This is a genomic window from Streptomyces sp. 5-10, from assembly GCF_014712245.1.
Lineage (GTDB): Bacteria > Actinomycetota > Actinomycetes > Streptomycetales > Streptomycetaceae > Streptomyces > Streptomyces violaceusniger.
The window spans coordinates 76,077-96,511 of the sequence record NZ_JACVYG010000024.1; the positions used below are offsets into that span (position 1 = coordinate 76,077).

Annotated in this window: 23 protein-coding genes and 4 pseudogenes; 12 read left to right on the forward strand and 15 right to left on the reverse strand. The window is 69.5% G+C overall.

Annotation, left to right across the window (positions count from 1 at the left end):
* Nucleotides 1-218: 218 nt before the first annotated feature.
* The 5 genes and pseudogenes from IEJ02_RS50820 to IEJ02_RS25020 all read right to left on the reverse strand — a co-directional run.
* A pseudogene (locus IEJ02_RS50820) lies at nucleotides 219-308 on the reverse strand (TetR family transcriptional regulator); the annotation flags it as partial.
* A 134-nt stretch (nucleotides 309-442) separates the two neighbouring features.
* Nucleotides 443-1,210, reverse strand: a complete 768-nt coding sequence (locus tag IEJ02_RS25005; RefSeq protein WP_191066926.1) for an SDR family NAD(P)-dependent oxidoreductase — start codon at nucleotides 1,208-1,210, stop codon at nucleotides 443-445.
* A 59-nt stretch (nucleotides 1,211-1,269) separates the two neighbouring features.
* On the reverse strand, nucleotides 1,270-2,295 hold the full coding sequence (locus IEJ02_RS25010) for a transketolase family protein (RefSeq protein WP_191066927.1): 1,026 nt from the start codon (nucleotides 2,293-2,295) through the stop codon (nucleotides 1,270-1,272).
* Nucleotides 2,292-3,206, reverse strand: coding sequence for a transketolase (locus IEJ02_RS25015; protein WP_223864370.1), 915 nt, complete (start codon nucleotides 3,204-3,206; stop codon nucleotides 2,292-2,294). The genes IEJ02_RS25010 and IEJ02_RS25015 overlap by 4 nt, the downstream gene beginning before the upstream one ends.
* A 44-nt stretch (nucleotides 3,207-3,250) precedes the next feature.
* Nucleotides 3,251-4,603: an MFS transporter gene (locus tag IEJ02_RS25020; RefSeq protein ID WP_191066929.1), complete on the reverse strand. Its 1,353-nt coding sequence runs from the start codon at nucleotides 4,601-4,603 to the stop codon at nucleotides 3,251-3,253.
* A gap of 94 nt (nucleotides 4,604-4,697) precedes the next feature.
* Between IEJ02_RS25020 and IEJ02_RS48825 the strand changes: the two genes are divergently transcribed.
* Nucleotides 4,698-5,093, forward strand: coding sequence for a class I SAM-dependent methyltransferase (locus IEJ02_RS48825; RefSeq protein WP_223864390.1), 396 nt, complete (start codon nucleotides 4,698-4,700; stop codon nucleotides 5,091-5,093).
* Nucleotides 5,094-5,813: 720 nt separating this feature from the next.
* Here IEJ02_RS48825 and IEJ02_RS25030 read toward each other — a convergent pair.
* Together IEJ02_RS25030 and IEJ02_RS25035 are read right to left on the reverse strand one after the other, a co-directional pair.
* Nucleotides 5,814-6,155, reverse strand: a pseudogene (locus IEJ02_RS25030) (helix-turn-helix domain-containing protein); the annotation flags it as partial.
* Between the two features lie 95 nt (nucleotides 6,156-6,250).
* The gene (locus IEJ02_RS25035; RefSeq protein WP_191066930.1) at nucleotides 6,251-7,144 is read right to left on the reverse strand and encodes an NAD(P)H-binding protein; all 894 of its coding nucleotides are present in this window, start codon (nucleotides 7,142-7,144) and stop codon (nucleotides 6,251-6,253) included.
* A 45-nt stretch (nucleotides 7,145-7,189) separates the two neighbouring features.
* Between IEJ02_RS25035 and IEJ02_RS25040 the strand changes: the two genes are divergently transcribed.
* Nucleotides 7,190-7,564: a MerR family transcriptional regulator gene (locus IEJ02_RS25040; protein ID WP_191066931.1), complete on the forward strand. Its 375-nt coding sequence runs from the start codon at nucleotides 7,190-7,192 to the stop codon at nucleotides 7,562-7,564.
* Nucleotides 7,565-7,738: 174 nt separating this feature from the next.
* Here IEJ02_RS25040 and IEJ02_RS25045 read toward each other — a convergent pair.
* Nucleotides 7,739-7,948 (reverse strand): annotated as a pseudogene (locus IEJ02_RS25045) (NAD(P)-binding domain-containing protein); the annotation flags it as partial.
* 406 nt (nucleotides 7,949-8,354) lie between these two features.
* Here IEJ02_RS25045 and IEJ02_RS25050 point away from each other — a divergent pair.
* Together IEJ02_RS25050 and IEJ02_RS49970 are read left to right on the forward strand one after the other, a co-directional pair.
* A pseudogene (locus IEJ02_RS25050) lies at nucleotides 8,355-8,825 on the forward strand (Y4yA family PLP-dependent enzyme); the annotation flags it as partial.
* Nucleotides 8,788-8,916, forward strand: a complete 129-nt coding sequence (locus tag IEJ02_RS49970) for a hypothetical protein (protein WP_263407981.1) — start codon at nucleotides 8,788-8,790, stop codon at nucleotides 8,914-8,916. The pseudogene IEJ02_RS25050 and the gene IEJ02_RS49970, both read left to right, overlap by 38 nt.
* Nucleotides 8,917-8,936: 20 nt before the next feature.
* Here IEJ02_RS49970 and IEJ02_RS25055 read toward each other — a convergent pair whose 3' ends face one another.
* The 4 genes from IEJ02_RS25055 to IEJ02_RS25070 are packed head-to-tail and all read right to left on the reverse strand — an operon-like array spanning nucleotide 8,937 to nucleotide 12,604.
* Nucleotides 8,937-9,815, reverse strand: coding sequence for a metal ABC transporter permease (locus IEJ02_RS25055; RefSeq protein WP_191066932.1), 879 nt, complete (start codon nucleotides 9,813-9,815; stop codon nucleotides 8,937-8,939).
* Complete coding sequence (locus IEJ02_RS25060) at nucleotides 9,812-10,726, reverse strand: metal ABC transporter permease (RefSeq protein ID WP_223864371.1); 915 nt, start codon at nucleotides 10,724-10,726, stop codon at nucleotides 9,812-9,814. Before IEJ02_RS25060 ends, IEJ02_RS25055 begins: the two co-directional genes overlap by 4 nt.
* Complete coding sequence (locus tag IEJ02_RS25065) at nucleotides 10,713-11,621, reverse strand: metal ABC transporter ATP-binding protein (RefSeq protein WP_223864372.1); 909 nt, start codon at nucleotides 11,619-11,621, stop codon at nucleotides 10,713-10,715. Before IEJ02_RS25065 ends, IEJ02_RS25060 begins: the two co-directional genes overlap by 14 nt.
* A 14-nt stretch (nucleotides 11,622-11,635) precedes the next feature.
* Nucleotides 11,636-12,604, reverse strand: a complete 969-nt coding sequence (locus IEJ02_RS25070; protein WP_191066934.1) for a metal ABC transporter solute-binding protein, Zn/Mn family — start codon at nucleotides 12,602-12,604, stop codon at nucleotides 11,636-11,638.
* Between the two features lie 246 nt (nucleotides 12,605-12,850).
* Here IEJ02_RS25070 and IEJ02_RS25075 point away from each other — a divergent pair, with 246 nt between their 5' ends.
* Both IEJ02_RS25075 and IEJ02_RS25080 read left to right on the forward strand, forming a co-directional pair.
* Nucleotides 12,851-13,834, forward strand: a complete 984-nt coding sequence (locus IEJ02_RS25075; RefSeq protein ID WP_191066935.1) for an ATP-binding protein — start codon at nucleotides 12,851-12,853, stop codon at nucleotides 13,832-13,834.
* 51 nt (nucleotides 13,835-13,885) lie between these two features.
* Nucleotides 13,886-14,278, forward strand: coding sequence for an SCO5389 family protein (locus IEJ02_RS25080; RefSeq protein WP_191066936.1), 393 nt, complete (start codon nucleotides 13,886-13,888; stop codon nucleotides 14,276-14,278).
* A 61-nt stretch (nucleotides 14,279-14,339) separates the two neighbouring features.
* Here IEJ02_RS25080 and IEJ02_RS25085 read toward each other — a convergent pair whose 3' ends face one another.
* Nucleotides 14,340-15,131, reverse strand: a complete 792-nt coding sequence (locus tag IEJ02_RS25085; RefSeq protein ID WP_191066983.1) for a TIGR03943 family putative permease subunit — start codon at nucleotides 15,129-15,131, stop codon at nucleotides 14,340-14,342.
* Nucleotides 15,128-16,213 (reverse strand): permease, encoded by a 1,086-nt coding sequence (locus IEJ02_RS25090; RefSeq protein ID WP_191066937.1) that lies wholly within the window; start codon nucleotides 16,211-16,213, stop codon nucleotides 15,128-15,130. Before IEJ02_RS25090 ends, IEJ02_RS25085 begins: the two co-directional genes overlap by 4 nt.
* Nucleotides 16,214-16,386: 173 nt before the next feature.
* Between IEJ02_RS25090 and IEJ02_RS25095 the strand changes: the two genes are divergently transcribed.
* From IEJ02_RS25095 to IEJ02_RS25120, 6 genes are read left to right on the forward strand one after another with little or no spacing between them, the layout of a single operon-like run.
* Nucleotides 16,387-16,845 (forward strand): Fur family transcriptional regulator, encoded by a 459-nt coding sequence (locus IEJ02_RS25095; protein WP_191066938.1) that lies wholly within the window; start codon nucleotides 16,387-16,389, stop codon nucleotides 16,843-16,845.
* Nucleotides 16,797-17,069 carry a hypothetical protein gene (locus IEJ02_RS25100; protein WP_191066939.1) on the forward strand — a complete coding sequence of 91 codons (273 nt, stop codon included), beginning with the start codon at nucleotides 16,797-16,799 and terminating at the stop codon, nucleotides 17,067-17,069. Before IEJ02_RS25095 ends, IEJ02_RS25100 begins: the two co-directional genes overlap by 49 nt.
* Entirely contained in the window at nucleotides 17,066-18,088 is a 1,023-nt protein-coding gene (locus tag IEJ02_RS25105; RefSeq protein ID WP_191066940.1) for a CobW family GTP-binding protein, read from the forward strand. The genes IEJ02_RS25100 and IEJ02_RS25105 overlap by 4 nt, the downstream gene beginning before the upstream one ends.
* On the forward strand, nucleotides 18,085-19,116 hold the full coding sequence (locus tag IEJ02_RS25110; RefSeq protein ID WP_191066941.1) for a WD40 repeat domain-containing protein: 1,032 nt from the start codon (nucleotides 18,085-18,087) through the stop codon (nucleotides 19,114-19,116). The genes IEJ02_RS25105 and IEJ02_RS25110 overlap by 4 nt, the downstream gene beginning before the upstream one ends.
* Nucleotides 19,113-19,550 carry a thioredoxin domain-containing protein gene (locus IEJ02_RS25115; protein WP_191066942.1) on the forward strand — a complete coding sequence of 146 codons (438 nt, stop codon included), beginning with the start codon at nucleotides 19,113-19,115 and terminating at the stop codon, nucleotides 19,548-19,550. Before IEJ02_RS25110 ends, IEJ02_RS25115 begins: the two co-directional genes overlap by 4 nt.
* A 4-nt stretch (nucleotides 19,551-19,554) precedes the next feature.
* Nucleotides 19,555-19,896 (forward strand): ArsR/SmtB family transcription factor, encoded by a 342-nt coding sequence (locus IEJ02_RS25120; protein WP_191066984.1) that lies wholly within the window; start codon nucleotides 19,555-19,557, stop codon nucleotides 19,894-19,896.
* A 289-nt stretch (nucleotides 19,897-20,185) separates the two neighbouring features.
* Here the strand turns inward: IEJ02_RS25120 and rpsR are convergent, their stop codons facing one another.
* Complete coding sequence (gene rpsR, locus IEJ02_RS25125) at nucleotides 20,186-20,431, reverse strand: 30S ribosomal protein S18 (protein WP_191066943.1); 246 nt, start codon at nucleotides 20,429-20,431, stop codon at nucleotides 20,186-20,188.
* Nucleotides 20,432-20,435: the final 4 nt, after the last annotated feature.

The following is a 20,435-nucleotide window of genomic DNA, read 5'->3' on the forward strand; positions in this document are numbered from 1 at the left end:
CTCCATTGGCGCGGCGGAAGGCTCGACGGCCCTTTGATCATCCGACCGAGCAGGCCTGCCCGGTGTTCCGCGGAGGGGCCTGCGGGTACGGCAATCCCACATCGAGTGAAGGGGCGAGCCCGCCGGGTCCTGCTCGACCTCGGAGGCGATGACACCGAGCATGCCCTGGAACTCAGGCGGCAGCACGGCGAACAGCACCCCTCCGTCTTCCAGTGGAGGTAGGCGGTGCCCTTGCCGATGCGGGCGCGGCGCGCGATGTCGTCGACGGTGACCTGCTGCGGATCCTGCTGGGCAGTGACCTGGGCCATCGCTCAGGACCGCCACCAGGTGACCACGGGCCCGGGCGAGAGCGGCGCGGAGCGCTTCCGCCGGAGGAGGTCCTGGGCCCGCTCGCCCCCGGGCTCGGGGCCCGGAGATGAGCGAACGGCCCCGACGTCTCCTCTCAGTGCAGGTGAGATCCGCCGTTGACGTCGTAGGTGACGCCGGTGAGGTAGCCGGATTCGGGCCGGGACAGGAAGGCGATGACGTCGGCCACGTCGTCGACGCTGCCGATACGGCGCACGGGGATGTCCGCGATCATGGCTGCCTTGCGGTCCTCATCCAGCTTGCCCTGGGTGATGTCGGTGTCGATCAGGCCGGGGGCGACAGAGTTGACGGTGACCCCGGCGGGCCCGAGTTCGCGGGCAAGCGCCTTGGCGAAGCCGAGCAGGGCGGCCTTGGCGGCCGAGTAGGCCACTCCCCCGAAGACGCCGCCACCACGCTCGGCCGAAACGGAGGAGAGGAAGACGATGCGGCCGAACCCGCGCTCGGCCATACCCGCGGCCACCCGGTGGGTGACCAGGTAGCTGCCGCGGACGTTCACCTCGAAGATCTTGTCCCACTCGATGGGCGTGACATCGAGGAATCGGGTCGGCGAGGTGATACCCGCGTTGTTGATGAGGGCACCGATCGGCGGGAGTCCCGCCTCGGTCTGCGTGATCGCCGCTTCTACCGCGTCGGCGTCGGCGACATCCGCCACCAGGCCCAACGCCTGTACGCCGTGCCGGGCGGCGACCTCCCGGGCGGTGTCCTCTGCGGCCTCCTTGTCCAGGTCGAGGACGGCGATGTGGTAGCCGGCGGCGGCCAGCGCGTGCGCGGTGGCACGTCCGATGCCGCGACGGGAGCCCGCCCCGGTGACGACGGCGGTGCGGGGGGTGTGATTGCTGGCCATGCGGTGCTCCTGAGGGGTGGGGAGTGGAGAAGGGAGTGAGCGCGGACGTCCCGCGCGGGTCAGAGTTCGCGGCGGACGCGTTCCTTGATCGCCGCGACGGAGAGGCCGTAGCGGTCGTGGAGGGTGGGCAGTGCGCCCGCGGCGAGGAACTCGTCGGGCAGTCCGATCGGGACGATGCGGGCCGTCTGCTGGGCGAAGGCCAGGCTGGACGCCACGGACTCGGCGAGGCCTCCGACGACACTGTGGTTCTCAAGGGTCACCACGAGGCGCCCCGTGCCGGCCTCCCGCAGCACCGTCTCGCGGTCGAACGGCTTGATCGTCGGCACGTGCAGAACGGCGACGTCGACATGATCGGCTTCGAGTTCCGCCGCCGCGCTCAGGGCCCTCACCGTCATCAGACCGGTCGAGATGAACAGCACGTCACGGCCGCCACGCAGCTGCGCCGCCTTACCGAGTTCGAACCGGTAGTCGTACTCGTCCAGGACGGTGGGCACCGCCCCGCGCAGCAGTCGTGTGTAGGTGGGGCCGGGGTGGGCGGCCAGTGCCGGGACGGCCTGTTCGATGTCGACGGAGTCCGCGGGGTCGACGATCGTCAGGCCGGGCATGCCGCGCAGGATGGCCAGGTCCTCGGTCGCCTGGTGGCTGGGCCCGTAGCCGGTGGTCAGTCCGGGGAGCGCGCCGACGACGTTGACGTTCAGCTGCGGCTCGGCGATGTCCAGGCACAGGAAGTCGTAGGCGCGGCGGGTGGCGAAGACGGAGTAGGTGGAGGCGAACGGGGTCAGGCCCACCTCGGCCAGCCCCGCCGCCGCGCCCAGCATCACCTGTTCCGCCATGCCCATCTGGAAGAAGCGGTCGGGATGGGCCTCCCGGAATACGTGCATGTCGGTGTACTTCGCCAGGTCCGCCGAGAGCCCGACCACATCGGGGCGTTCCTCGGCGAGCCGTGCCAGCGCGTGCCCGAAGGGGGCCTTCGTGGTGCGCTGTCCCTCTTCCGCGATCGAGGCGATCATCGCGGACGTGGTGAGCCTCCGCTTGGGGGCCTCGGTCGGCGTGGGTGCCGCCTGCGTCGGCGCGGAGCTGTTCATCGAACGAGTCCCTTTCCGTGGGTGGTTGCGCGGTCGAGGTCGGCCCCGGCTCGGTGACGTTCGGTCAACTGGTCGCGGGCGGCCTGCCATTCGTGTTCTTCCACTCGCATGAAGTGCGCCTTCTCCCGGGCCTCCAGCATCGGCACGCCGCACCCGATCCTGGTGTCGCAGATGAGCACGGCAGGTGATCCGCGGTGTTCGCGCAAGCTGTCGAAGGCCGCGACGAGCGCGTCGATGTCGTTGCCGTCCACGCGGATCGCATGCCAGCCGAACGCCTCCCACTTGGCCCTGACCGGCTCGGTGCGCAGCACTCCCTTGGTCGGGCCGTCGGCCTGAAGGGCGTTGACGTCGACGATGGCGGTGACGTTGTCCAGCCCGTGATGGGCGCAGGCCAGCGCGGCCTCCCAGGTGGAGCCCTCGTCGAGTTCGCCGTCGGAGAGCAGGTTGTACACGCGGGCGTCCCTGCCCTGGTGGCGCAGGCCGAGGGCCATGCCGGTGGCTACGCCCAGACCGTGTCCCAAGGAGCCACCGGAGATTTCCATGCCGGGGGTGTACGAGGCCATGCCCGACATGGGAAGGCGCGAGTCGTCACTGCCGTAGGTGGCGAGTTCGCCGACGTCCAGCACGCCCACCTCGGCGAGCGCCGCGTACAGCGCGATCGCGTAGTGCCCGATCGACAGCAGGAACCGGTCACGCTGCGGCCACTCCGGCTCGTGGGGACGGTGGTTGAGGACGTCCTGGTAGACGACGGCCAGGACGTCGGCCACGCCCAGCGCCTGTCCGATGTAGCCCTGCCCTTGGGTCTCCCCCATGTCCAGCGCGTGCATACGGATGCGGTAGGCGGATTCCTTCAAAGCGCGCACCCGCTCGGCGGGCGACACCCCCGCCGCGGGGGTGGCCTGAGTGGTCATCGCAGACATCCTCTTTTCTTCTCTCGGTGGGCGGCGTTGAGGTCTCAGTGGGCGGCCTTGAGCGCGGGTTCGGTGGACGCCGTCACGGCCCGGTCGGTCTCCCGGCGCTCCGGCTCGCCCCATGTCTCGCGCGTCACCAGCGTTGCCACGAAGCCCAGCAGGCCGTAACAGGTGAACAGCACCGCGGGGCCGATCCACCCGGTGCCGGAGTACAGCGCGGTGGCGATCATGGGCGTGAATCCGGATACCACAGCGGACAGTTGATAGGCCAGGGACGTTCCGGCGGTGCGGGTCTTGGTGGCGAACAGCTCGCAGAACCAGGCCCCCTGGACGCCGGCCAGGCAGTTCTGGCAGACGGCGTAACTGATCACGAAGGCGACCATGACCAGTGCCGCGGTCCCGGTGTTGACGAACAGGAAGAGCGGGATGCCCCAGACGACGCTCACCGCGCAGCCGAACAGGTAGACCGGGCGGCGTCCGACCCGGTCCGACAGGCGGCCCCAGAGCGTGGTGGCCGCGATGCCGAGGGCCGCGGCCGTCACCAGCGCGGTGAGGCTGGTGGTGCTCGATACGTCGGGGGCGTCGCCGTCGTCCAGGTAGGACAGGACGAAGGTGACCGAGACGGCGTATCCCGCGGTCTCCGTGGTCCGCAGGCAGAAGGCCCGCAGAACGTTGCGCCAGTCCTCGCGGATAACTGTGAGCAGCGGGTTCTTGACGAGTTCGCCGGACTCCCTGACCTCCTCGAACTGGGGCGATTCGTCGATCTTGAGCCGGATGAAGATGCCCACGGCGATCAGGACGGCGCTGAGCAGGAACGGCACGCGCCAGGCCCAGTTGTCGTCCAGGGTGTGTCGGCTCAGCAGGAACGCGAGGTTGGCGAGCAGCAGTCCGACCGGGAATCCGGCCTGTGTGATGCCCGTGTACAGGCCGCGCCGGCGCCACGGGGCGTGCTCGAAGGTCATCAGGATGGCGCCGCCCCATTCGGCGCCGAAGGCGAGCCCCTGGATCACACGGACGGCCACCAGCAGGACCGGAGCCCAGACCCCGACCATCTGGTAGGTGGGCAGACATCCGATCAGCACGGTCGCGATGCCCATCAGCAGCAGGGATCCGACCAGTACGGGCTTGCGGCCGACGCGGTCCCCGAGATGGCCGGCGACGATACCGCCCAGAGGCCGGGCGGCGAAGCCGATCCCCAGCGTCGCGAAGGACAGCAGGGTCGCCGACAGTGGGTCGGAGTCGGGGAAGAACACGTCGCCGAAGTAGAGCGCCGCGGCCGTTCCGAAGCCGATGAAGTCGTAGGTCTCGATGGTCGCGCCGACCCCGCATCCGACGGCGACTCTCAGCCGCTCGGGCGACCCGTGCGCCGCCTGTTGCGGCGCCCTGGACTCAGCCATGCCGATCCTCCTCGATCGTAAGCGGGCCCTCTGCCCCGACATGCCGACTGCTGTCTGTTGACAGTCAACAGTCGAATGAGATGCTGCGGGGATGATGAGGCGCTGTCAACCCTGTGGGGGCCGGAAAGATGCTCCGGCATCAAATCGCCATCGCACAGCGCAACGGGCCTCGGCACCGGTTCTCCTGGTGCGACAGGGCCGTCATAGCAGCACTGCTCCGGATGGTCAGCAGCGAAGGTTCGTCGCCGACGCGGCATTCGTGGATGGCAGTCACCGGTTCCACGAAGTCTTCGTCGATCTCTACTATTTGCGCAAGATCGTCCGCCCCGGTGGCCTGATGGTCGTCGACGACGACTGGTGGCCGTCTGTGGACACGGCCGTGCAGTACTACGAGCGGAACCTGGGATGGAGGGCGATCCCCGACGCCTTCTCCGGCGAGACGATCGGCGTCGGACCTCAGGGGCAAACAGGGGCCCGGTGCAAGGCATAACCCTGCCAGAGGACAGCACGTGCCGAAACGAGTCGACCCCACGTGTGCCGCTCGAAAAGACATCGCTGCATGTCATTGAGCGTTGCGCTTGCCGGAAATCTCATCCGCCCAGGTCCCGTGTACCCTCCGGTAGCCCAACCGGGATTCTCCTTCGCCAGACGCAGCACCACGTCCTGCCGGGTACGTACCCGGCAGGACGGTGTTCCGACGGTCGAGCAGTGGATTACTTGTGGACGATGCGGAACGTCGCGGTTCCGGGGGTTCCGCGGGTGTCCACCTGATAGCTACCCGTGGGCACCTTGTACGATCCCATCTGGAAAACGTCGCCCTTCTTCAGGCCCTGAACATACGCCAATTCGCCGACCTTGATCGAAGGCCGCCAAGCGGAGCAGTGGCCAGGGGACGTGCCGCGGCCGCGCGACCGAGCCGCTGGTCCAGGACGTCCACGGCCACTGCCGGAGGTCTCCGACATTGCGAAGCCAAAACTCGGTGGGCCCGAGACGCTGCAACGCCGACACAACCCGCGGCTCGTCGGCGGCCCGCTGCTGTGCGGGCCCTGCACATCCTGCCGACTGCTCCCGGCGCCGCGGGCTTGGCCGCCGGATCAAGGCGACCTTGATTCTCCGCTTCTTTTCGGCCGCTTGCGGCACTCCGGCGGGCAGGCTGCCGGGCCACCGTCACGCGCGCCGTCGCCAGAACCGCGGTGGCCTTCACCATGCCACCGAGCCTCGCCAGGTGCCGGGTCACTGTGCGGCGGCTGACGGTGATGCCCTGAGCTTGGAGTTCAAACGCGATGCGCGACGCTGACCACTTCTTGCTGCGCGGAAGGTCTGCGATTCGGGCCACGACCGTGGCGTCTGTCGCGGCGGGTTGACGGTGTGGTGTCGAAGAACGGTCGAGCAGGCCGATGGCCCCGTAGCGGCGGTAGCGGTTGACCCACTTCGATGCACAGGCGCGCGAGATTCCCCTCTCGGCGGCGACGTGCGCTATTGGACGAGTCCGGCAACGCTCGACAAGTCGGCATCGACCTTCGACGGTCAGTGGAGCGTTGGCGTGCCTCATGGGCAGTTTCCAGTTTCCCATGACGGTTTCGACATTGTCGGGGAAGCGATCTTCGGCGGTCATCACACCGGTTGGAGACTGACTGATGTGTGTGGTCATGGCCGCGGGCCGAACTCGGTGCTGTGGTCGATGGCCCACTGCGCAAAGGGGCGGGCCGGCCTACCGATCAGGCGCTCGACATCATCGGTGACAAGGCGTGATTCAGGTCGCCGCGTTGACGCCGTGATGAGGGCATCGACCAGCCGTTCGGGACGGCCGTCCGCGAGCATGCGTGCGCGCGCGATATCCACGGGGACCGGCTCGAAACGCAACTTTCGTCCGAGCGCGGCACCGAGGATTCCGACCTGGTCGGCCCTGCTGAGCGGCTCGGGCCCGGTCAGCAGGTAGGGGGTGCGATCCGAATCGTCCTGGCGTCGAAGGAGCACCTCCGCGGCTGCGGCCGCCACATCACCCTCGTCCACGACTGCTGTGCGCGCCATGTCCGGACCCCTGACCACGTCGCCTGCGCGCAGCTGTGCCGCCCAGCCCCGGGTGTTGGACGCCAGCGTGTCGCTGCGCAGCACGGTGGGATGCAGACCAGCATCACGGAGCCGGCGTTCCATGTCCGCGTGTACCTGCACAATCGGGTCGCTTTGGCGAAATGAGGCGTCATCGATCGCAGTCGAGGAGAGGTAGACGACGCGCGGTGCTGCTGCGGCGAGTTCTGCGATCAGAGGCTCAGCGGGGGCGGTGTCGAGCAGCGGCCATATGAGGAAGACGGTGTCGATGTCGTCGAGCGCCGCACGGACGGAGTCGGCGTCGGTCAGGTCACCGCGCACCGACTCGATGCCGGGTCGCGGGCCAACACGGCGACGATCGAGGCACCGCACAGCTGCTGCGCGCGCCTGCAGCCGGGCGAGGAGCTCACGGCCGAGGTTGCCCGTCGCGCCGGTGACCAGGACTGATCGGGAACAAGCAGGAGGAGGCGGGGTGGGAGAACTGTCAGGCATGCTGGGGAGGCTAAAGGTTCAGGTCGACATCAAGGCAAGGGCGGAATGGCGATAACGATCGGCGAGGCGGCTGCGCAGCTTGGAGTCGAGGCCCATGTCCTACGGCACTGGGAGCACGTCGGAGCACTCACCGTGCACCGGGACGCGAATGGTTACCGCCTCTACGACCACGACGTCCTGGAGCAGGCACGAACCGTGCTGAAGCTGCGACAAGTCGGGCTCTCGTTGCCAGAGGTCACCGCAGCGATGTCCCCGAAGAAGTCCGCAGCGCAGGAGGTCGTGCGCGCGAAGATCGCCGCGCTCGAAAGTGAGGTCCGCAGCAGACAGCAAGCGATCACCTTCCTCCGGCACACCGTCGAGTGTCGCCATCGGTACCTCGAGGAGTGCGAGGACTGCGCGACATTCGTCTGGGACCCCTGATCATCCGATGTGAGGAATTCGCGGTCGATGACCATAGCCCTTGATCAGTGGCAAGTGACCGCCGACTCAACGTCTTGGCCCGCAACATCTAGGGTGAGGACGGCTTTGGCGATGACGGTCATACGGTTGGGGCTGATGCGGGATCGCCGGCCCACCGTGACCACGCCCGCTCCTTCCAGCCAGTGCGCCATTGAAGGGGTTGCTGATGTCGACGATGGCCTTGCCCGCGAGAGCGTCTCCGTACTGGGCGACGACCGGCACGACACCGTCGTACGACAGGGCCACGATGACGATGTCCCCGGCCGGGGCGGTGCCCCATTCTCCTGTCGTTGCGCCGCCGCCGAGAGCCTTGGCCAGGTCAGCGGCCTTGGAATGATCGCGGCCCGAAAACCTCGGCCTGATCGCGAGACAGGACCACGTCGGTGATGGAATCGCCCCCGTCGGCAAGCATCACTGCCAGGTCAATCACGCCCCGCCCCGGATCATGTCCAGTGCCACGGTTGCCGGACCGAAGCCCGGTGAAGACGGCGCCTAGTATGTGCACACATGCGATACGGTGGTTTGCCTGCCGATACGACCGCGCCGACATCGCGCAGAACCCGAGCCCTGGCCGGTAATCCGCGTCTGCTCGTCCTCGACGAGTCGGCGTCGGCGCTCGCACATGGAATCCACGCCCATGTTCAGTATGAGCCAAAAGCCGCGACATCGGCGTAACGGCCCATCGTGAGGGGCACAGCTCCTCCCAGAACGCCAATCAAGTCGCCGCGAACAGGGGGGAGGCGGCCTCGGGATGAGCGGCGCCTTGTACCTGGAGCCGCGCGTATCGCCGAGGGTGAGTTCCCTGCTGGGCTCCTCCGGCTTTCTGCATACCCTCGCTGACGCGCTGGGGTCACCGCTGGGTCTGGTGCTGCCCGACCAGATCGGCGAGAACGTGGAGCGATTCCGGTCGGTGTATTCCAAGCACCACCTTTCGGGCCGGACTTTCCTGGCGCACAAGGCAAATCGTTCCAGCGCCCTGCTGCGGCGGCTGGTCACGACGGGGGCGGGGGTGGACGTGGCCTCGCTCGGCGAGCTGCAGCACGCCCTGGGCTGTGGATTCGCTCCAGCCCTGATCATGGCCACCGGGCCGAAGGACCCGGAGTTCCTGTGGCTGGCCGCCCGGACCGGAGTCACCGTGAGCCTCGACTCGGCAGTCGAGCTCGACCAGCTCGCGGCGCTGGTGCGTGCGCAGAGGCTGCCGCGGATCCGGGTGCTGCTGCGGCCATGTCGCCGTCCCGCATGGCGACCACGTGGACTACGTCCACGACGGACACCGCCACGCCCAGCACCAGGACCACTGGGACGACCACTGATCACTTCCCCCCCGTGCCGGTCAGAGCCGTGGCCGCCCCGGTACGTTGCCCCGTACCGCCCGCGATGTCACCGTGCGGCCCCGCCGGGACCGCACGGTGACGAGCGTCGCGAGGTAGACGGCGGTGGCGACGGCCAGGATGGTGAAGCTGGGTGGCAGCCGCGGAGCGGCGTAGCTCAGCCCCAGCCCGGCCCACATCTCGGCCACCGCCAGTCCGGCCGACAAGGCCAGGGCGTGGTACGGGCGGGCCGTCAGCCGGTGGGCGGCTCCGGCGGGGGCGGCGAGCAGGCCGAGCGACAGCAGGGAGCCGACCGCCTGGGTGGCTTCGGCGACGCAGGCCCCCACCAGAACCAGGAACGCCAGGCCCAGCGCCCGTACGGGCACACCGCGCGCCGCGGCCACCGCCTCGTCGACCGAGGCGAACAGCAACGGCCGTGCGAGCAGCGCCACGGACGCGCAGATCACGGCGGCCGCCAGTGCCGCCACCCTCGCCTGGCCTGCCGACAGGCCGAAGATCGAGCCGAACAACACGCTCACCCCCGCGGTGCCATGGGCGGCGCCGCGGGTGCTGTACAGGGTGAGGAAGAAGGCGCCCAGGCCCAGGGTCCAGGCGAAGACGCTGCCGATGGCCACATCGTCGGAGCGGCCCCGGCCCCCGAGCGCGCCGATCAGCACGGCGAACACCACGGTCGCCGCGAACAATCCCAGCCGCAGGTCGTAGCCGAACGCGAGCGCCGCCAGCCCTCCGGTGAACGCCACATGGCCCAGCGCGTCCCCGGTGAACACCTGAGCTCGGAGCACCAGAAAGTACCCCACCAGACCCGCCGCCGCGGCGGTCCCCGACCCGGCCAGCAACGCATGCGTGAAGTACGGGTGGTCGAACGCGGTGAACACGCTCACCCCGCACCCCCGGAGAGGCGGGCGGACGCCGGGGCACGCCGGGCGAGGATCTGTGCGAGGACGCGTGCGAGCCGGGCGAAAACGTAGACGCCCAAGGCGAAGGTGGTCACGAAGAACCCGATCGGGTACGGCGAGTAATACGCGGCGATCAGGCCGGTCCACGTCACGGCCAGCCCCACCAGCACCGAGACGGCCAGTCCCACGGCGGGCCGGGCGGTGAGCTGCTGGGCGGTGGCGGCGGGCATCACCAACAGGGCGAAGACCAGCAGAGTGCCGGTGATCTGGCTGGTCGCCGCGGTTGCCGTACCGAGCAGGACGAGGAACGCCACGGACAGGACACGTACCGGAACCCCACGTGAGGCGGCGACATCGGGATCGACCGAGGCGAACAGCAGCGGCCGTGCGATCAGCGCCAGCATGGCCAGCGTCGCCACCGCCACAGCCGCCAGGACGGCCACCTGCGTGGTGGTGATGCCGAGGAAGCTGCCGAACAACAGGGAGTTGATCCCGCCGAGGAAGCCCTTGTAGAGCGCGACGAAGAGGAACCCGCAGGCCAGCCCGAACGCCTGGACCGTCCCGGTCAGGGCCGCTTCCTGGCCGCTGCCGCCCTGCCCGGCGCGCGGGATGGCGGCGATGACCAGGGCGGCGCCGACACAGAAGGCGAAGTAGCCGACGACCGGGGTGATGCCCAGCAGGGTGGCACAGGCCGCGCCCGGGAAGTTGACCTGGGCGAGCGTATGGCCGGCGAAGCTCTGCCGGCGCAGCACCATGTACCAGCCGATGACACCCGCGAGAACGGCGACGACAGTACCGGCCCGGAAGGCGTTGACCATGAACGGAAACGCCCACATCGCCCGCAGATCGGCCACCGGATTCCACGACCAGACCGGATAGGTGTCAGTCAAGCTCATGGTGGTGACCATGGCCTCCCCCTCCCCCTGCGCCGTGCCCGCCTCCGACGACCACCAGCCGCCCGTCGCCTGCGCGCAGCACCTCCACCGGCGCGCCGTAGAGCCGCGAGAGCGTCCGCGTGGTGATGACCTGCCGTGGCGGGCCCGCGGCAGCGGCACCCTCGGCGAGGTACAGCACCCGGTCCAGCCAGGGAAGGATCGGGTTGACGTCATGCGCGACCATCACCACGCCGACCCCCTCCGCACGGCAGATCCGCCCGAGAAGCGCCGCCACCCCACCCTGATGGGACAGGTCCAGGCTGTCCAACGGCTCGTCCAGCAACAGCAGTTCGGGCCCGCGGACGAGCGCCTGGGCGATCAGCAGCCGCTGCTGCTGCCCCCCGGAACACTCCCCGAGCGGCCGATGGGCGTACGCACTCGCCCCAACAAGCTCGATGACCTCGGCGATACGGTCCCGAGCCGCCCGGCGCCGCGCGCTGAACCGCACAGGCAGCGGCAGCGGAACACCCCAGCGGTCGCCGTCCAGGCCCATGCGCACGACATCGATGCCGCGGATCCGCAAGGACGGGTCGACGTTGCGGCGCTGCGGCAGATAGCCGATCCGGTGCCCGGCACGGCCGGGAGCCTCACCCAGGACCCGTACCTCGCCCGCGGCGGTCGGCAGGATTCCGAGAACCACCTTGATCAGGGTGGACTTGCCGACACCGTTCGGTCCGAGGACGGCCGTGAACTCCCCGGCGCCAACCTCCAGATTCACCCCGGACCACAGGGTACGTCCGCCGACCCGTACGGCCGCGCCGCGCAGGGACACGACGCCCTCACCGCCTTCGCGGCGTCCGGTGCTGGTGACGTGCGGTGGTACGCGGTGCCGCGCCGCCTCCCGTATCCGGGCCATCGTCCCCACCGTCCTTACTTCTTACCCGTCGCCTCGGCCAGGGCCTTCTGGATGCCCTTCAGCTGACGGACCTGCCAGTCCTGGAACGAGGCACCCGCCGGAGTGAGGGTCTCGGTGACCGTAGCCACCGGGATACCGGCCGCCTTGGCCTCCTTCACCTGGGCCCGCACATCCGGGGTGGAGTTCTGGCTGTTGTAGACGTAGATCTTGATCTTCTTGTTCTTGATCTGCTGGTCGATGGCGGTCTTGTCCTTCGCCGTGGGGTCGGTGCCCTCGCTGATGGCGTCGAGGAACGACTCGGGGGTGGCCATCTTCAGGCCGAGGCCCTGCGCGAGCGGGGTGACGATGGACTCGGAAGCGCCGACGGACGTACCCGCGTAAGTGGACTTGATGCCGAACACCAGCCGGCTGTAGGGGGCCAGGGTGGTGTCCAGATAGGTCTTCTTCCGCGCGTCATAGAAGGCGGCGTGGTCCGGGTCGATCTTCTTGTAGTCGGCGGTGATTTTCTCGATCACCTTGTGGACGTCGGCCGGAGCGTACCAGCGGTGGGGGTTTCCGCCCGGCCTGAGGCCGACCAGGTCACCGATCTTCAGCTCGGTGCGGTCGCCGCCCGGGTTGGCGGAGAGCAGCTTGTCGGCCCACGCGTCGTAGCCGATGCCGTTGACGATCGTGTACCGGGCGGTGGCGACGGCGCGCCCGTCGGCGGCGGTCGGCTCGTAGTCGTGGGGGTCGGCGGCGGGGTTGTCGATGATGCTCTTGACGTGCACGTGGCTGCCGCCCAGCTGCTGCGCGATGCTGCCCCAGAAATTCTCCGCCGCCACGATCTGAATCACCTTGCCGGACGCTCCCTTGCCTGAGGCGGAGCCATCGGACGTGTCCGAGGAAGCGGTGGAACAGGCGCTGGTGCCGGCGAGCACGGCGACGGCGGCAGCACATCCGGCGAGGGCGCGGGGACGTATGCGGTGGGCTATGGCGGATCTCATGGCAGGGGCTCCTCAGGGGCGGAACGAACACCATGAGGCTAGATGAAAATGATTTCCAGAACCACTCGCATCACCACCCGAGATGAAAATCATTGCCAGAACTTGACCCCGCCCCGCCATACAAACGGCGACACTCCACACTCCATCTCCCCTTCGCCGACGGCAACTTGACAGGGAAGCCGTGATCCGGGAAGTCTTCAAACCACGCACATGACATTCATATTCACCTGGAGGTGATGCGCAGCCATGCGCACCGCGTTCGTCGGCAAGGGCGGAAGTGGCAAGACCACGCTGTCCGCTCTCTTCGCCCGGCACCTGGCTCGCTCAGACGCGCCCGTCGTCGCCATCGACGCCGACATCAACCAGCATCTGGGGGTGGCGCTGGGGCTGGAGGAGGACGCACTGCGCGAGGTCGTCCCGCTCAGCACGCGCCTCGGCGGGATCAAGGAGTATCTGCGCGGCGACAATCCCCGTATCGCCTCCGCCGACGCCATGGTCAAGACCACTCCCCCGGGGCGCGGCTCCCGCCTGCTGCGGCCGCTCGGACCCGACCCGGTGCACACCCGCCACGTCCGGGACATCGCGGGAGTCCGGCTGATGACCACCGGCGTGTTCACCGAGGAGGACCTCGGTGTCGCGTGCTACCACTCCAAGCTCGGCGCCGTGGAGCTGTATCTGAACCACCTCGTGGACGGCCCCGGTGAGTACGTCGTGGTCGACATGACCGCCGGCGCGGACTCCTTCGCCTCCGGGCTGTTCACCCGGTTCGACATGACCTTCCTGGTGGCCGAGCCCACGCGCAAGGGGGTGTCCGTCTACCACCAGTACAAGGACCACGCCGCCGAGTTCGGTGTGCCTCTCGCCGTGGTCGGCAACAAGGTGACCAGCGAGGACGACCGGCTCTTCCTCAAGGAGCACGTCGGCGACGACCTCCTGGTCTGCTTCGGCCACTCCGACTGGGTCCGCGCCCGCGAACAGGGCCGCCACACCGGGGAGCTGGAACCCGAGCACCGCCTGGCGCTGGAGGAGCTGCGCACCGCGGTGGACGGCCGCACCAAGGACTGGGAGACCTTCCAGCGGCAGGCCGTCGAGTTCCATCTGCGCAATGCCCGCGCCTGGGCCGACCGCGCCACCGGCCTGGACCTGAGCACCCAGGTCGACCCCGACTTCCGGCACGGACCGGCAGCTCTGTCCGAGGCACTCATCGCCGCCCCCACGGCATCGAGCTGAACACCCCCGCCCATCCGCATCCGCAAACCCAGTCGAGAGGACCCGCATCCCATGTCACTGAACGTCGCACCGGAGCTCCTCGCCCAGGCCGAACAGGGCGAGATCCAGGAACGGGACTTCGTCGCCACCGTCCGCGAGTCGCTTCCCTACGCCTACAACCTCATCGCCGGTCTGGCGGACAAGCTCCGCGAAGGTGACGCCGAGTTCGCCGACAACCAGACCCCGCCCCCGTCGGAAGCCGAACGCGGACAGCTGCTGCGGGCCCTGGCCAGCAACGCCATCCGCAGCAGTCTGGAACGCCACTTCGGCATCACCCTGGCCTTCATGAACTGCCACCGGGTGGCCGCGTTCCGACCCGGGACCGAAAACGGCGCCACGTATGCGAAGTTCACCTCCACGCGTTCCCAGATCCTCAACCAGTCACCCGAGTTCCGAGACTGCTGAGCCGCGCGGTGCACCTGAGCCCCAGGCCGCTGGTCTGGGGCTCAGGTGCGCCGCCGCCCCTTCAGCGACTGTCGGGGGTGACCACCACATCGTGGTACGGGTCCTTGGGCGCGGGAACGCGTTCGACGGTGGAGACGTCGAGGGCCGGGCTGGCGTCGTCGGTGCCCAGTTTTCCGGTGGGGTGCCAGGTGCCGGTGACCGTCACCCAGGTGTCGGCGGGCGGAGCGGCGGGCCCGTGTACCCGCACCTTGCGCACTTGCGCATCGGCGGCGCAGCAGCTGATGACCAGGCGGCTGACGTACCAGGCGCCGTGGCGGCCCGGGGTGACGAAGCCGGTGAGGCGCACGGTGTGGCCCTTCAGGGTGCGGTCGGTGTCCCAGACCGCCCGGGAGCTGAAGTCGTTCAGCGACATCTCGACAACGCCTTTGTCGGGCAGGGCCGGGAAGAGGCTGTCACCGGTGGTGGAGGCGGGGGCCTTCGGGGTCTTGGCGTCGTCGCGGGAGGCGGTGTACGAGCCGAGCGCGGGCGGCGCCAGGAAGAGGATGGTCAGGGCCGGTACGTACAGCAGCCAGGCGACCTTGGGACCGCCCGCGTGGCTGTGGCCGTGGCCGTGGTCCGCGTCGTTGCCCTGGTCCTGGTCCTGAGCATCGCCATGCGCGCGCGGGCGGTTGAACGGGAAGCCGTCGCGGGCGGCGCTCACCGCGCCGAGCGCGATCAGCAGCACCCCGGAGGCGATGAGCGCGGGCCGCAGCCCCGGGCGCACATAGCGCAGATACAGATCGGTCAGCAGCGAGATGTGCAGCAGACCGACGCCGAGGAAGAGGAGCAGCAGCACCTGGATGTTGCGCTTCACAGCAGCCACCACCCCACCAGAGCGCTGCACGCCACCGCCACCAGCCAGGTGGCCGACGAGAAGCGCACCGCGAAGGCGCGCCCGAAGGTGCCGGACTGGAGGGCGATGAGCTTCAGGTCCACCATCGGGCCGACCACCATGAAGGCCAGCCGGGCCGTCGGGGAGAACCCGGTGAGCGAGGCGGCGACGAACGCGTCGGCCTCCGAGCAGACCGCGAGGACCACCGCGAGCAGCCCCAGCATGGGCAGCGAGAGCCACAGGGAGTCGGAGAAGAGCCGCAGCACCGAATGCGGCACCGCGACGTTGAACGTGGCCGCGGCCGCGGCGCCGACCACGAGGAAGCCTCCGGCGTGCAGGAAGTCGTGCTGGAGCGAGACCCGGAACTCCTCCGCGCGGCTCGCGCCGGGCGCGTGCCCGACCGGCCCCTTCGGCAGCCGCAGCCACTCCTCGCGGCCCGCCCGGATCCACAGCCAGCCCATGGCGACGGAGGTCAGCAGCGAGGCGATCAGGCGGGCGGCGACCATCCAGGGGTTGCCGGGGAAGGCCACATAGGTCGCCACCAGCACGATCGGGTTGATGGCCGGGGCCGACAGCAGAAAGGCCAGCGCCGCCGCCGGGGCCACCCCGCGCCGCATCAGACTGCCGGCCACCGGCACCGAAGCGCACTCACACCCCGGCAGCACCGCCCCGGCGGCACCGGCCACGGGTACGGCGAGCGCCGGGTTGCGCGGAAGCACCCGGGTGAACACCCACGCCGGTACGAACGCGCTGATGGTGGCCGACACCACCGTGCCCAGCAGCAGAAACGGCACGCCCTGGATGACGATGGCGGTGAACACCGTGCGCCACGCCGCCACCGCCCGATCGTCGAGCGCTGTGGTGATGTCCGGCCCCAGCACGATCGCGACTCCGCCGAGAAGCACTACCGGGGCCCCAGCGACCAGCGCCTGAACGGCGACGCGCGCCGCCGTGCGCAGTCCACCGGACTCGTCGGCCCCGTCCGCTCCGTCGGGGCCCCGGGACAGCGTCGGGCCGCTGCCGCCGCTCTCATGCGGCGGCGCTATATCGACATCACTGTCCATTCGTCTCCCCATACGGCTTTCGTCACGGCGGTATTCGGGCTCACTTTAACGGCGGCGGATGGGCGGCAGACACACCATCACGCATGAAGGGACATTCACATGGACATGGATTTCATTTTCATCTACAGTGTATGCATACCGCTTCCCGCCGAGCGCCAGTGAGGTGATCCGCCGTGAGCAGCCGGAGGACCCGGCAGCGAACCGCCGTCCTGCGCGTCCTCACCGGCTGTCAGGACTTCGTCTCCGCGCAGGAACTGCACGCGCTGCTGACCGCGGCCGACGTTCCGATCGGGCTGACCACGGTCTACCGGGCCCTGCGGGATCTGGAGGCTACGGGTGGCGTCGACGTCGTACGCGACGAGGCGGGAGAACGGCTCTACCGCCCGCGGCCCGCCGACGGACACCGTCACTACCTGATCTGCCGCTGCTGCGGCCGCAGTCGGCCGGTGGACTCCGAGATCGTGGAGCGATGGGCCGACCGGGTCGGAGCCGACACCGGATTCGCCGCGGTGGAGCACACCGTCGAACTCACCGGCATCTGCGGCGACTGTCAACCCTCCACCGACGAAGGAGAACCGCCGCCATGCCACTGGGAGCCCGCCCGGGGCAGAGCCCGCAGCTGCGCGAGCTGAGGCAGTCCGTACGGCGCCTGCTCGGACTCGACGACGACACAGCGGTCGTCATCCGGCAACTCGCCTGCACCGAACCCGGCTGCCCACCCCTGGAGACGGTCATCGCCGTCTTTCCCATGAACGGCCGAGCCCGCCGATGGACCCTGCACGCCACCGTCGCAGAAATCGCCGAGGACGACCTGCGGGCCGCCCTGCTCACCCATGACCCGAAGGAGTCCGCATGACTACCCCAACGTCCGACGAGCCCCGTGACGAGCGCGTCCCCGTCACCGTACTGACCGGCTTCCTCGGCTCCGGCAAGACGACCCTGCTCAACCGCATCCTCACCGAGCAGCACGGACTGCGCATCGCCGTCATCGAGAACGAGTTCGGCGAGGTCGGAGTCGACGACGCCCTCGTCCTCGACTCCGAAGAAGAGATCTTCGAGATGAACAACGGCTGCATCTGCTGCACCGTGCGCGGAGACCTCATCCGCATCCTGGGCGCGCTGATGCGCAGGCGCGAGAAGTTCGATCACATCCTGATCGAGACCACCGGTCTCGCCGACCCCGCCCCCGTCGCCCAGACCTTCTTCATGGACGACGAGATCGCCGCCCAACTGCGGCTGGACGCCATCGTCACCCTGGTCGACGCCGCGCACGTCCTCCAACACCTGGACGAGGTCAAGCCCGAGGGCGTGGAGAACGAGGCCGTCGAGCAGATCGCCTTCGCCGACCGGATCGTGCTCAACAAGACCGACCTGGTGGACGAGTCGGCCATCGCCGAGGTCACCGACCGCATTCGTGCCATCAACAGCGGCGTGCAGATCATCCCCGCCCAGCACGCCGAGATCTACCTGCCCCAGGTGCTGGACGTCGGCGCGTTCGACCTGGAACGGGTGCTCGCCGAGGATCCGAGCTTCCTCACCGAGACCGAGCACCAGCACGACACCACCGTCACCTCCGTCGGCATCGACCTGGCCGGCGAGCTCGACGAGGAACGCCTCAACCGGTGGCTGGGAACTCTGCTGCGAACCAAGGGCGTTGACATCTTCCGCTCCAAGGGCATCCTCGCCCTCGCCGGGGCGCCCAAGCAGTACGTCTTCCAGGGCGTGCACATGCTGCTCGTCGGCGAGTTCGGCCGCGACTGGCGCGACGGTGAGCAGCGCCGCAACCGGCTGGTGTTCATCGGCCGCAACCTCGACCGAGAGGCCCTGGAGCGCGGTTTCGCCGACTGCCTGGCCACCGCCGGAGCCGCCGCATGAGCATCACCGCACCCGACACCGACCTCGCCACCGCCTGGGACACCGCCGTCGACGACGCGCCCGTCGCTCTCAACGTGCGCCAGGACCTGCTCGCCGTCGCGGGCGCGGCGGGCACGCTCTGGATCCTGGACGCCACCACCGGTGCGTGCGTCGACACCTTCGAACTGCCCGGCGGGGCACTGAGCGTGGCCCTCGCCCCGGACGCCCGGCACGCGGCCGCCACCGGGCCCACCGGCTACGCCCTGTGGCGCAGGGAGGACGGCCGTACGACGGTTCACGACACCGGCGCCTGGTCCTCCACAGCGGCGTGGGCGGACAACGAGCGGGTCGCCATCGCCGCCGGACGCCGTGCCCTCGTCCTCACCCCGGACGGCGAGGAACGGTGGGCCACCGAGCCCGCTGCCAGCACCGTCACCGACCTCGCCTGGCTGCGCCAGGGACGGCGGCTGGCCGTCGCCGCCTACGGGGCCGTGCGCTGCCACGAACGGCATACCCTCAAGCCGGTGATGACCTACCCCTACATCGGCTCGCACCTCGCGCTCGCCGTCGCCCCCACCGGACGGTGGATCTGCAGCGGCAACCAGGACGCCTCCATCCACATCTGGCGCACCCGCGATGCGGGCGAGCTCACCATGTCCGGCTACCCGGAGAAGGTCTCCCGCCTCGCCTTCGACGACACCGGTTTCTGGCTCGCCGCCGACGGCGCCCCCGACGTGACCGTCTGGGACTTCTCCGGCAAGGGCCCCGCCGGCACGGCCCCCCGCTCCCTGCGCTGCCACGAGACCATCACCGCGCTGGCCTGGCGTCCCGGCGGGGGCGGCCATCTGGCCAGCGGTGGCGCCGACGGCACGGTCGCGCTGTGGCGGGCCACCGCGGGGCGACCCGAGTCCCGGCTCTCCCCTGCCCGCATCCTGGACGGCGATACGACCGTCGCCGCTCTGGCCTGGGCCGGGCCCGAGCTGCTGGTCTCCGCCCACCGGGACGGCCGGATACGCGCCCACCGGCTGCCTTCCCGGACCACGCTGTGAGTCTCGTGAAGGCCACGATCGGGGCCGCCCGCGACCGGCCGTGCACCCTGGTCGTCTGCCGGGGCTGCTGCTGCGGCAACCCGCGCAAGCAACCCGATGTCGACCATCAGTGGCAACTCGACCGGCTACGCGCCGCTGCCGCCGATTCCGGTGGTCGGCTCGCCGTCCGCACGACGGACTGCCTCGGCCCCTGCGGTCAAGCCAACGTCATCGTGGTCCAGCCCGCCACAGCCGGGCGTGCGAAGGGCGGCCGGGCGACCTGGATCGGGTGGGCCAACGACGACGACTGCGTGGACGACCTCCTCCGCTGGGTGGCCGCCGGCGGTCCGGGCCTGGCCCAGCCGTCGCCCACGCTCGAGCTGCAGTTCATCCGCCCACTGGGAGAAGCCCGGACGCGGGCACGCGGCCGCGGACGCGGACGTGCACGCCGATGAGGCCATGGGCGGTCGCGACATCCTCGCGACCGCCCGCCTCGACGACGCCACGGCAGCGTCCGTCGCCACCACGCTCCAGGCCCTGGCCACCCCGTCGCGGCTGTTGATCCTCACGGTCCTGCGGCAATCTCCCCACTCTGTCACCGAACTGGCCACCGAGGTCGGCATGGAGCAGTCCGCCGTTTCCCATCAACTCCGTCTCCTGCGCACCCTCGGCCTGGTCACCGGGCGCCGCGACGGCCGCCGCATCGTCTATCGCCTCTATGACGGCCACGTGGCCCAATTCCTCGACCAGGCCGTCCACCACATCGAGCACCTACGCCTCGGCATCCGCGACACGCCCTGACCGCAGCGGGGCCCGACGGTCCAACCGTCGGGCCCCGCTGCGGTGTGGAGAATGCGCCCTCGCGAGGCCGTGAGGCCGTCAGTTGAGGTGGGCGGCTCAGTTGAGGTGGGCGGCTCCCGCCGGAGAAGGGGCCGCACGCAGCCGGACGGGAAGTGTGTCACCGTCCGGCATCCCCCTCCGTAGCCACGCGCTCAGCGCCTCGGCGTCGGCCACGGTGGCGATCGGTCCCAGCCGCGCCACAGGTCCGCAGGGCCACTGCGGCGAACGTCCGGTCGACGCAACCGGACGGCTAACGGGAGCCGTAGGGAATCAGGGCCATCTCGCGCGCGTTCTTGATGGCGCGGGCGATCTGGCGCTGCTGCTGTCGTGTCACATGGGTCACCCGGCGGCTGCGTATCTTGCCGCGGTCGGAGATGAACTTCCGCAGCAGGTCAGTGTTCTTGTAATCGACATAGGTGATGCCGACGGCGTCGAGCGGGTTGACGCGGGGGCGCTTGGCTCCCCGGCGGTCGGTGATGGTGGTGCGGCGGGCCATGAGT

Bases quoted from the DNA above. Each gene is read 5' to 3' on its own strand.
- IEJ02_RS25120 (WP_191066984.1), top strand. From the start codon at position 19,555: ATGGGCGGTCGCGACATCCTCGCGACCGCCCGCCTCGACGACGCCACG.
- IEJ02_RS25020 (WP_191066929.1), bottom strand. From the start codon at position 4,603: ATGGCTGAGTCCAGGGCGCCGCAACAGGCGGCGCACGGGTCGCCCGAG.
- IEJ02_RS48825 (WP_223864390.1), top strand. From the start codon at position 4,698: ATGAGGCGCTGTCAACCCTGTGGGGGCCGGAAAGATGCTCCGGCATCA.
- IEJ02_RS25010 (WP_191066927.1), bottom strand. From the start codon at position 2,295: ATGAACAGCTCCGCGCCGACGCAGGCGGCACCCACGCCGACCGAGGCC.
- IEJ02_RS25015 (WP_223864370.1), bottom strand. From the start codon at position 3,206: ATGACCACTCAGGCCACCCCCGCGGCGGGGGTGTCGCCCGCCGAGCGG.
- rpsR (WP_191066943.1), bottom strand. From the start codon at position 20,431: ATGGCCCGCCGCACCACCATCACCGACCGCCGGGGAGCCAAGCGCCCC.
- IEJ02_RS25060 (WP_223864371.1), bottom strand. From the start codon at position 10,726: ATGAGCTTGACTGACACCTATCCGGTCTGGTCGTGGAATCCGGTGGCC.
- IEJ02_RS25110 (WP_191066941.1), top strand. From the start codon at position 18,085: ATGAGCATCACCGCACCCGACACCGACCTCGCCACCGCCTGGGACACC.
- IEJ02_RS25035 (WP_191066930.1), bottom strand. From the start codon at position 7,144: ATGCCTGACAGTTCTCCCACCCCGCCTCCTCCTGCTTGTTCCCGATCA.
- IEJ02_RS25090 (WP_191066937.1), bottom strand. From the start codon at position 16,213: ATGGACAGTGATGTCGATATAGCGCCGCCGCATGAGAGCGGCGGCAGC.
- IEJ02_RS25065 (WP_223864372.1), bottom strand. From the start codon at position 11,621: ATGGCCCGGATACGGGAGGCGGCGCGGCACCGCGTACCACCGCACGTC.
- IEJ02_RS25100 (WP_191066939.1), top strand. From the start codon at position 16,797: ATGCCACTGGGAGCCCGCCCGGGGCAGAGCCCGCAGCTGCGCGAGCTG.
- IEJ02_RS25075 (WP_191066935.1), top strand. From the start codon at position 12,851: ATGCGCACCGCGTTCGTCGGCAAGGGCGGAAGTGGCAAGACCACGCTG.
- IEJ02_RS25105 (WP_191066940.1), top strand. From the start codon at position 17,066: ATGACTACCCCAACGTCCGACGAGCCCCGTGACGAGCGCGTCCCCGTC.
- IEJ02_RS25080 (WP_191066936.1), top strand. From the start codon at position 13,886: ATGTCACTGAACGTCGCACCGGAGCTCCTCGCCCAGGCCGAACAGGGC.
- IEJ02_RS25005 (WP_191066926.1), bottom strand. From the start codon at position 1,210: ATGGCCAGCAATCACACCCCCCGCACCGCCGTCGTCACCGGGGCGGGC.
- IEJ02_RS25040 (WP_191066931.1), top strand. From the start codon at position 7,190: ATGGCGATAACGATCGGCGAGGCGGCTGCGCAGCTTGGAGTCGAGGCC.
- IEJ02_RS25070 (WP_191066934.1), bottom strand. From the start codon at position 12,604: ATGAGATCCGCCATAGCCCACCGCATACGTCCCCGCGCCCTCGCCGGA.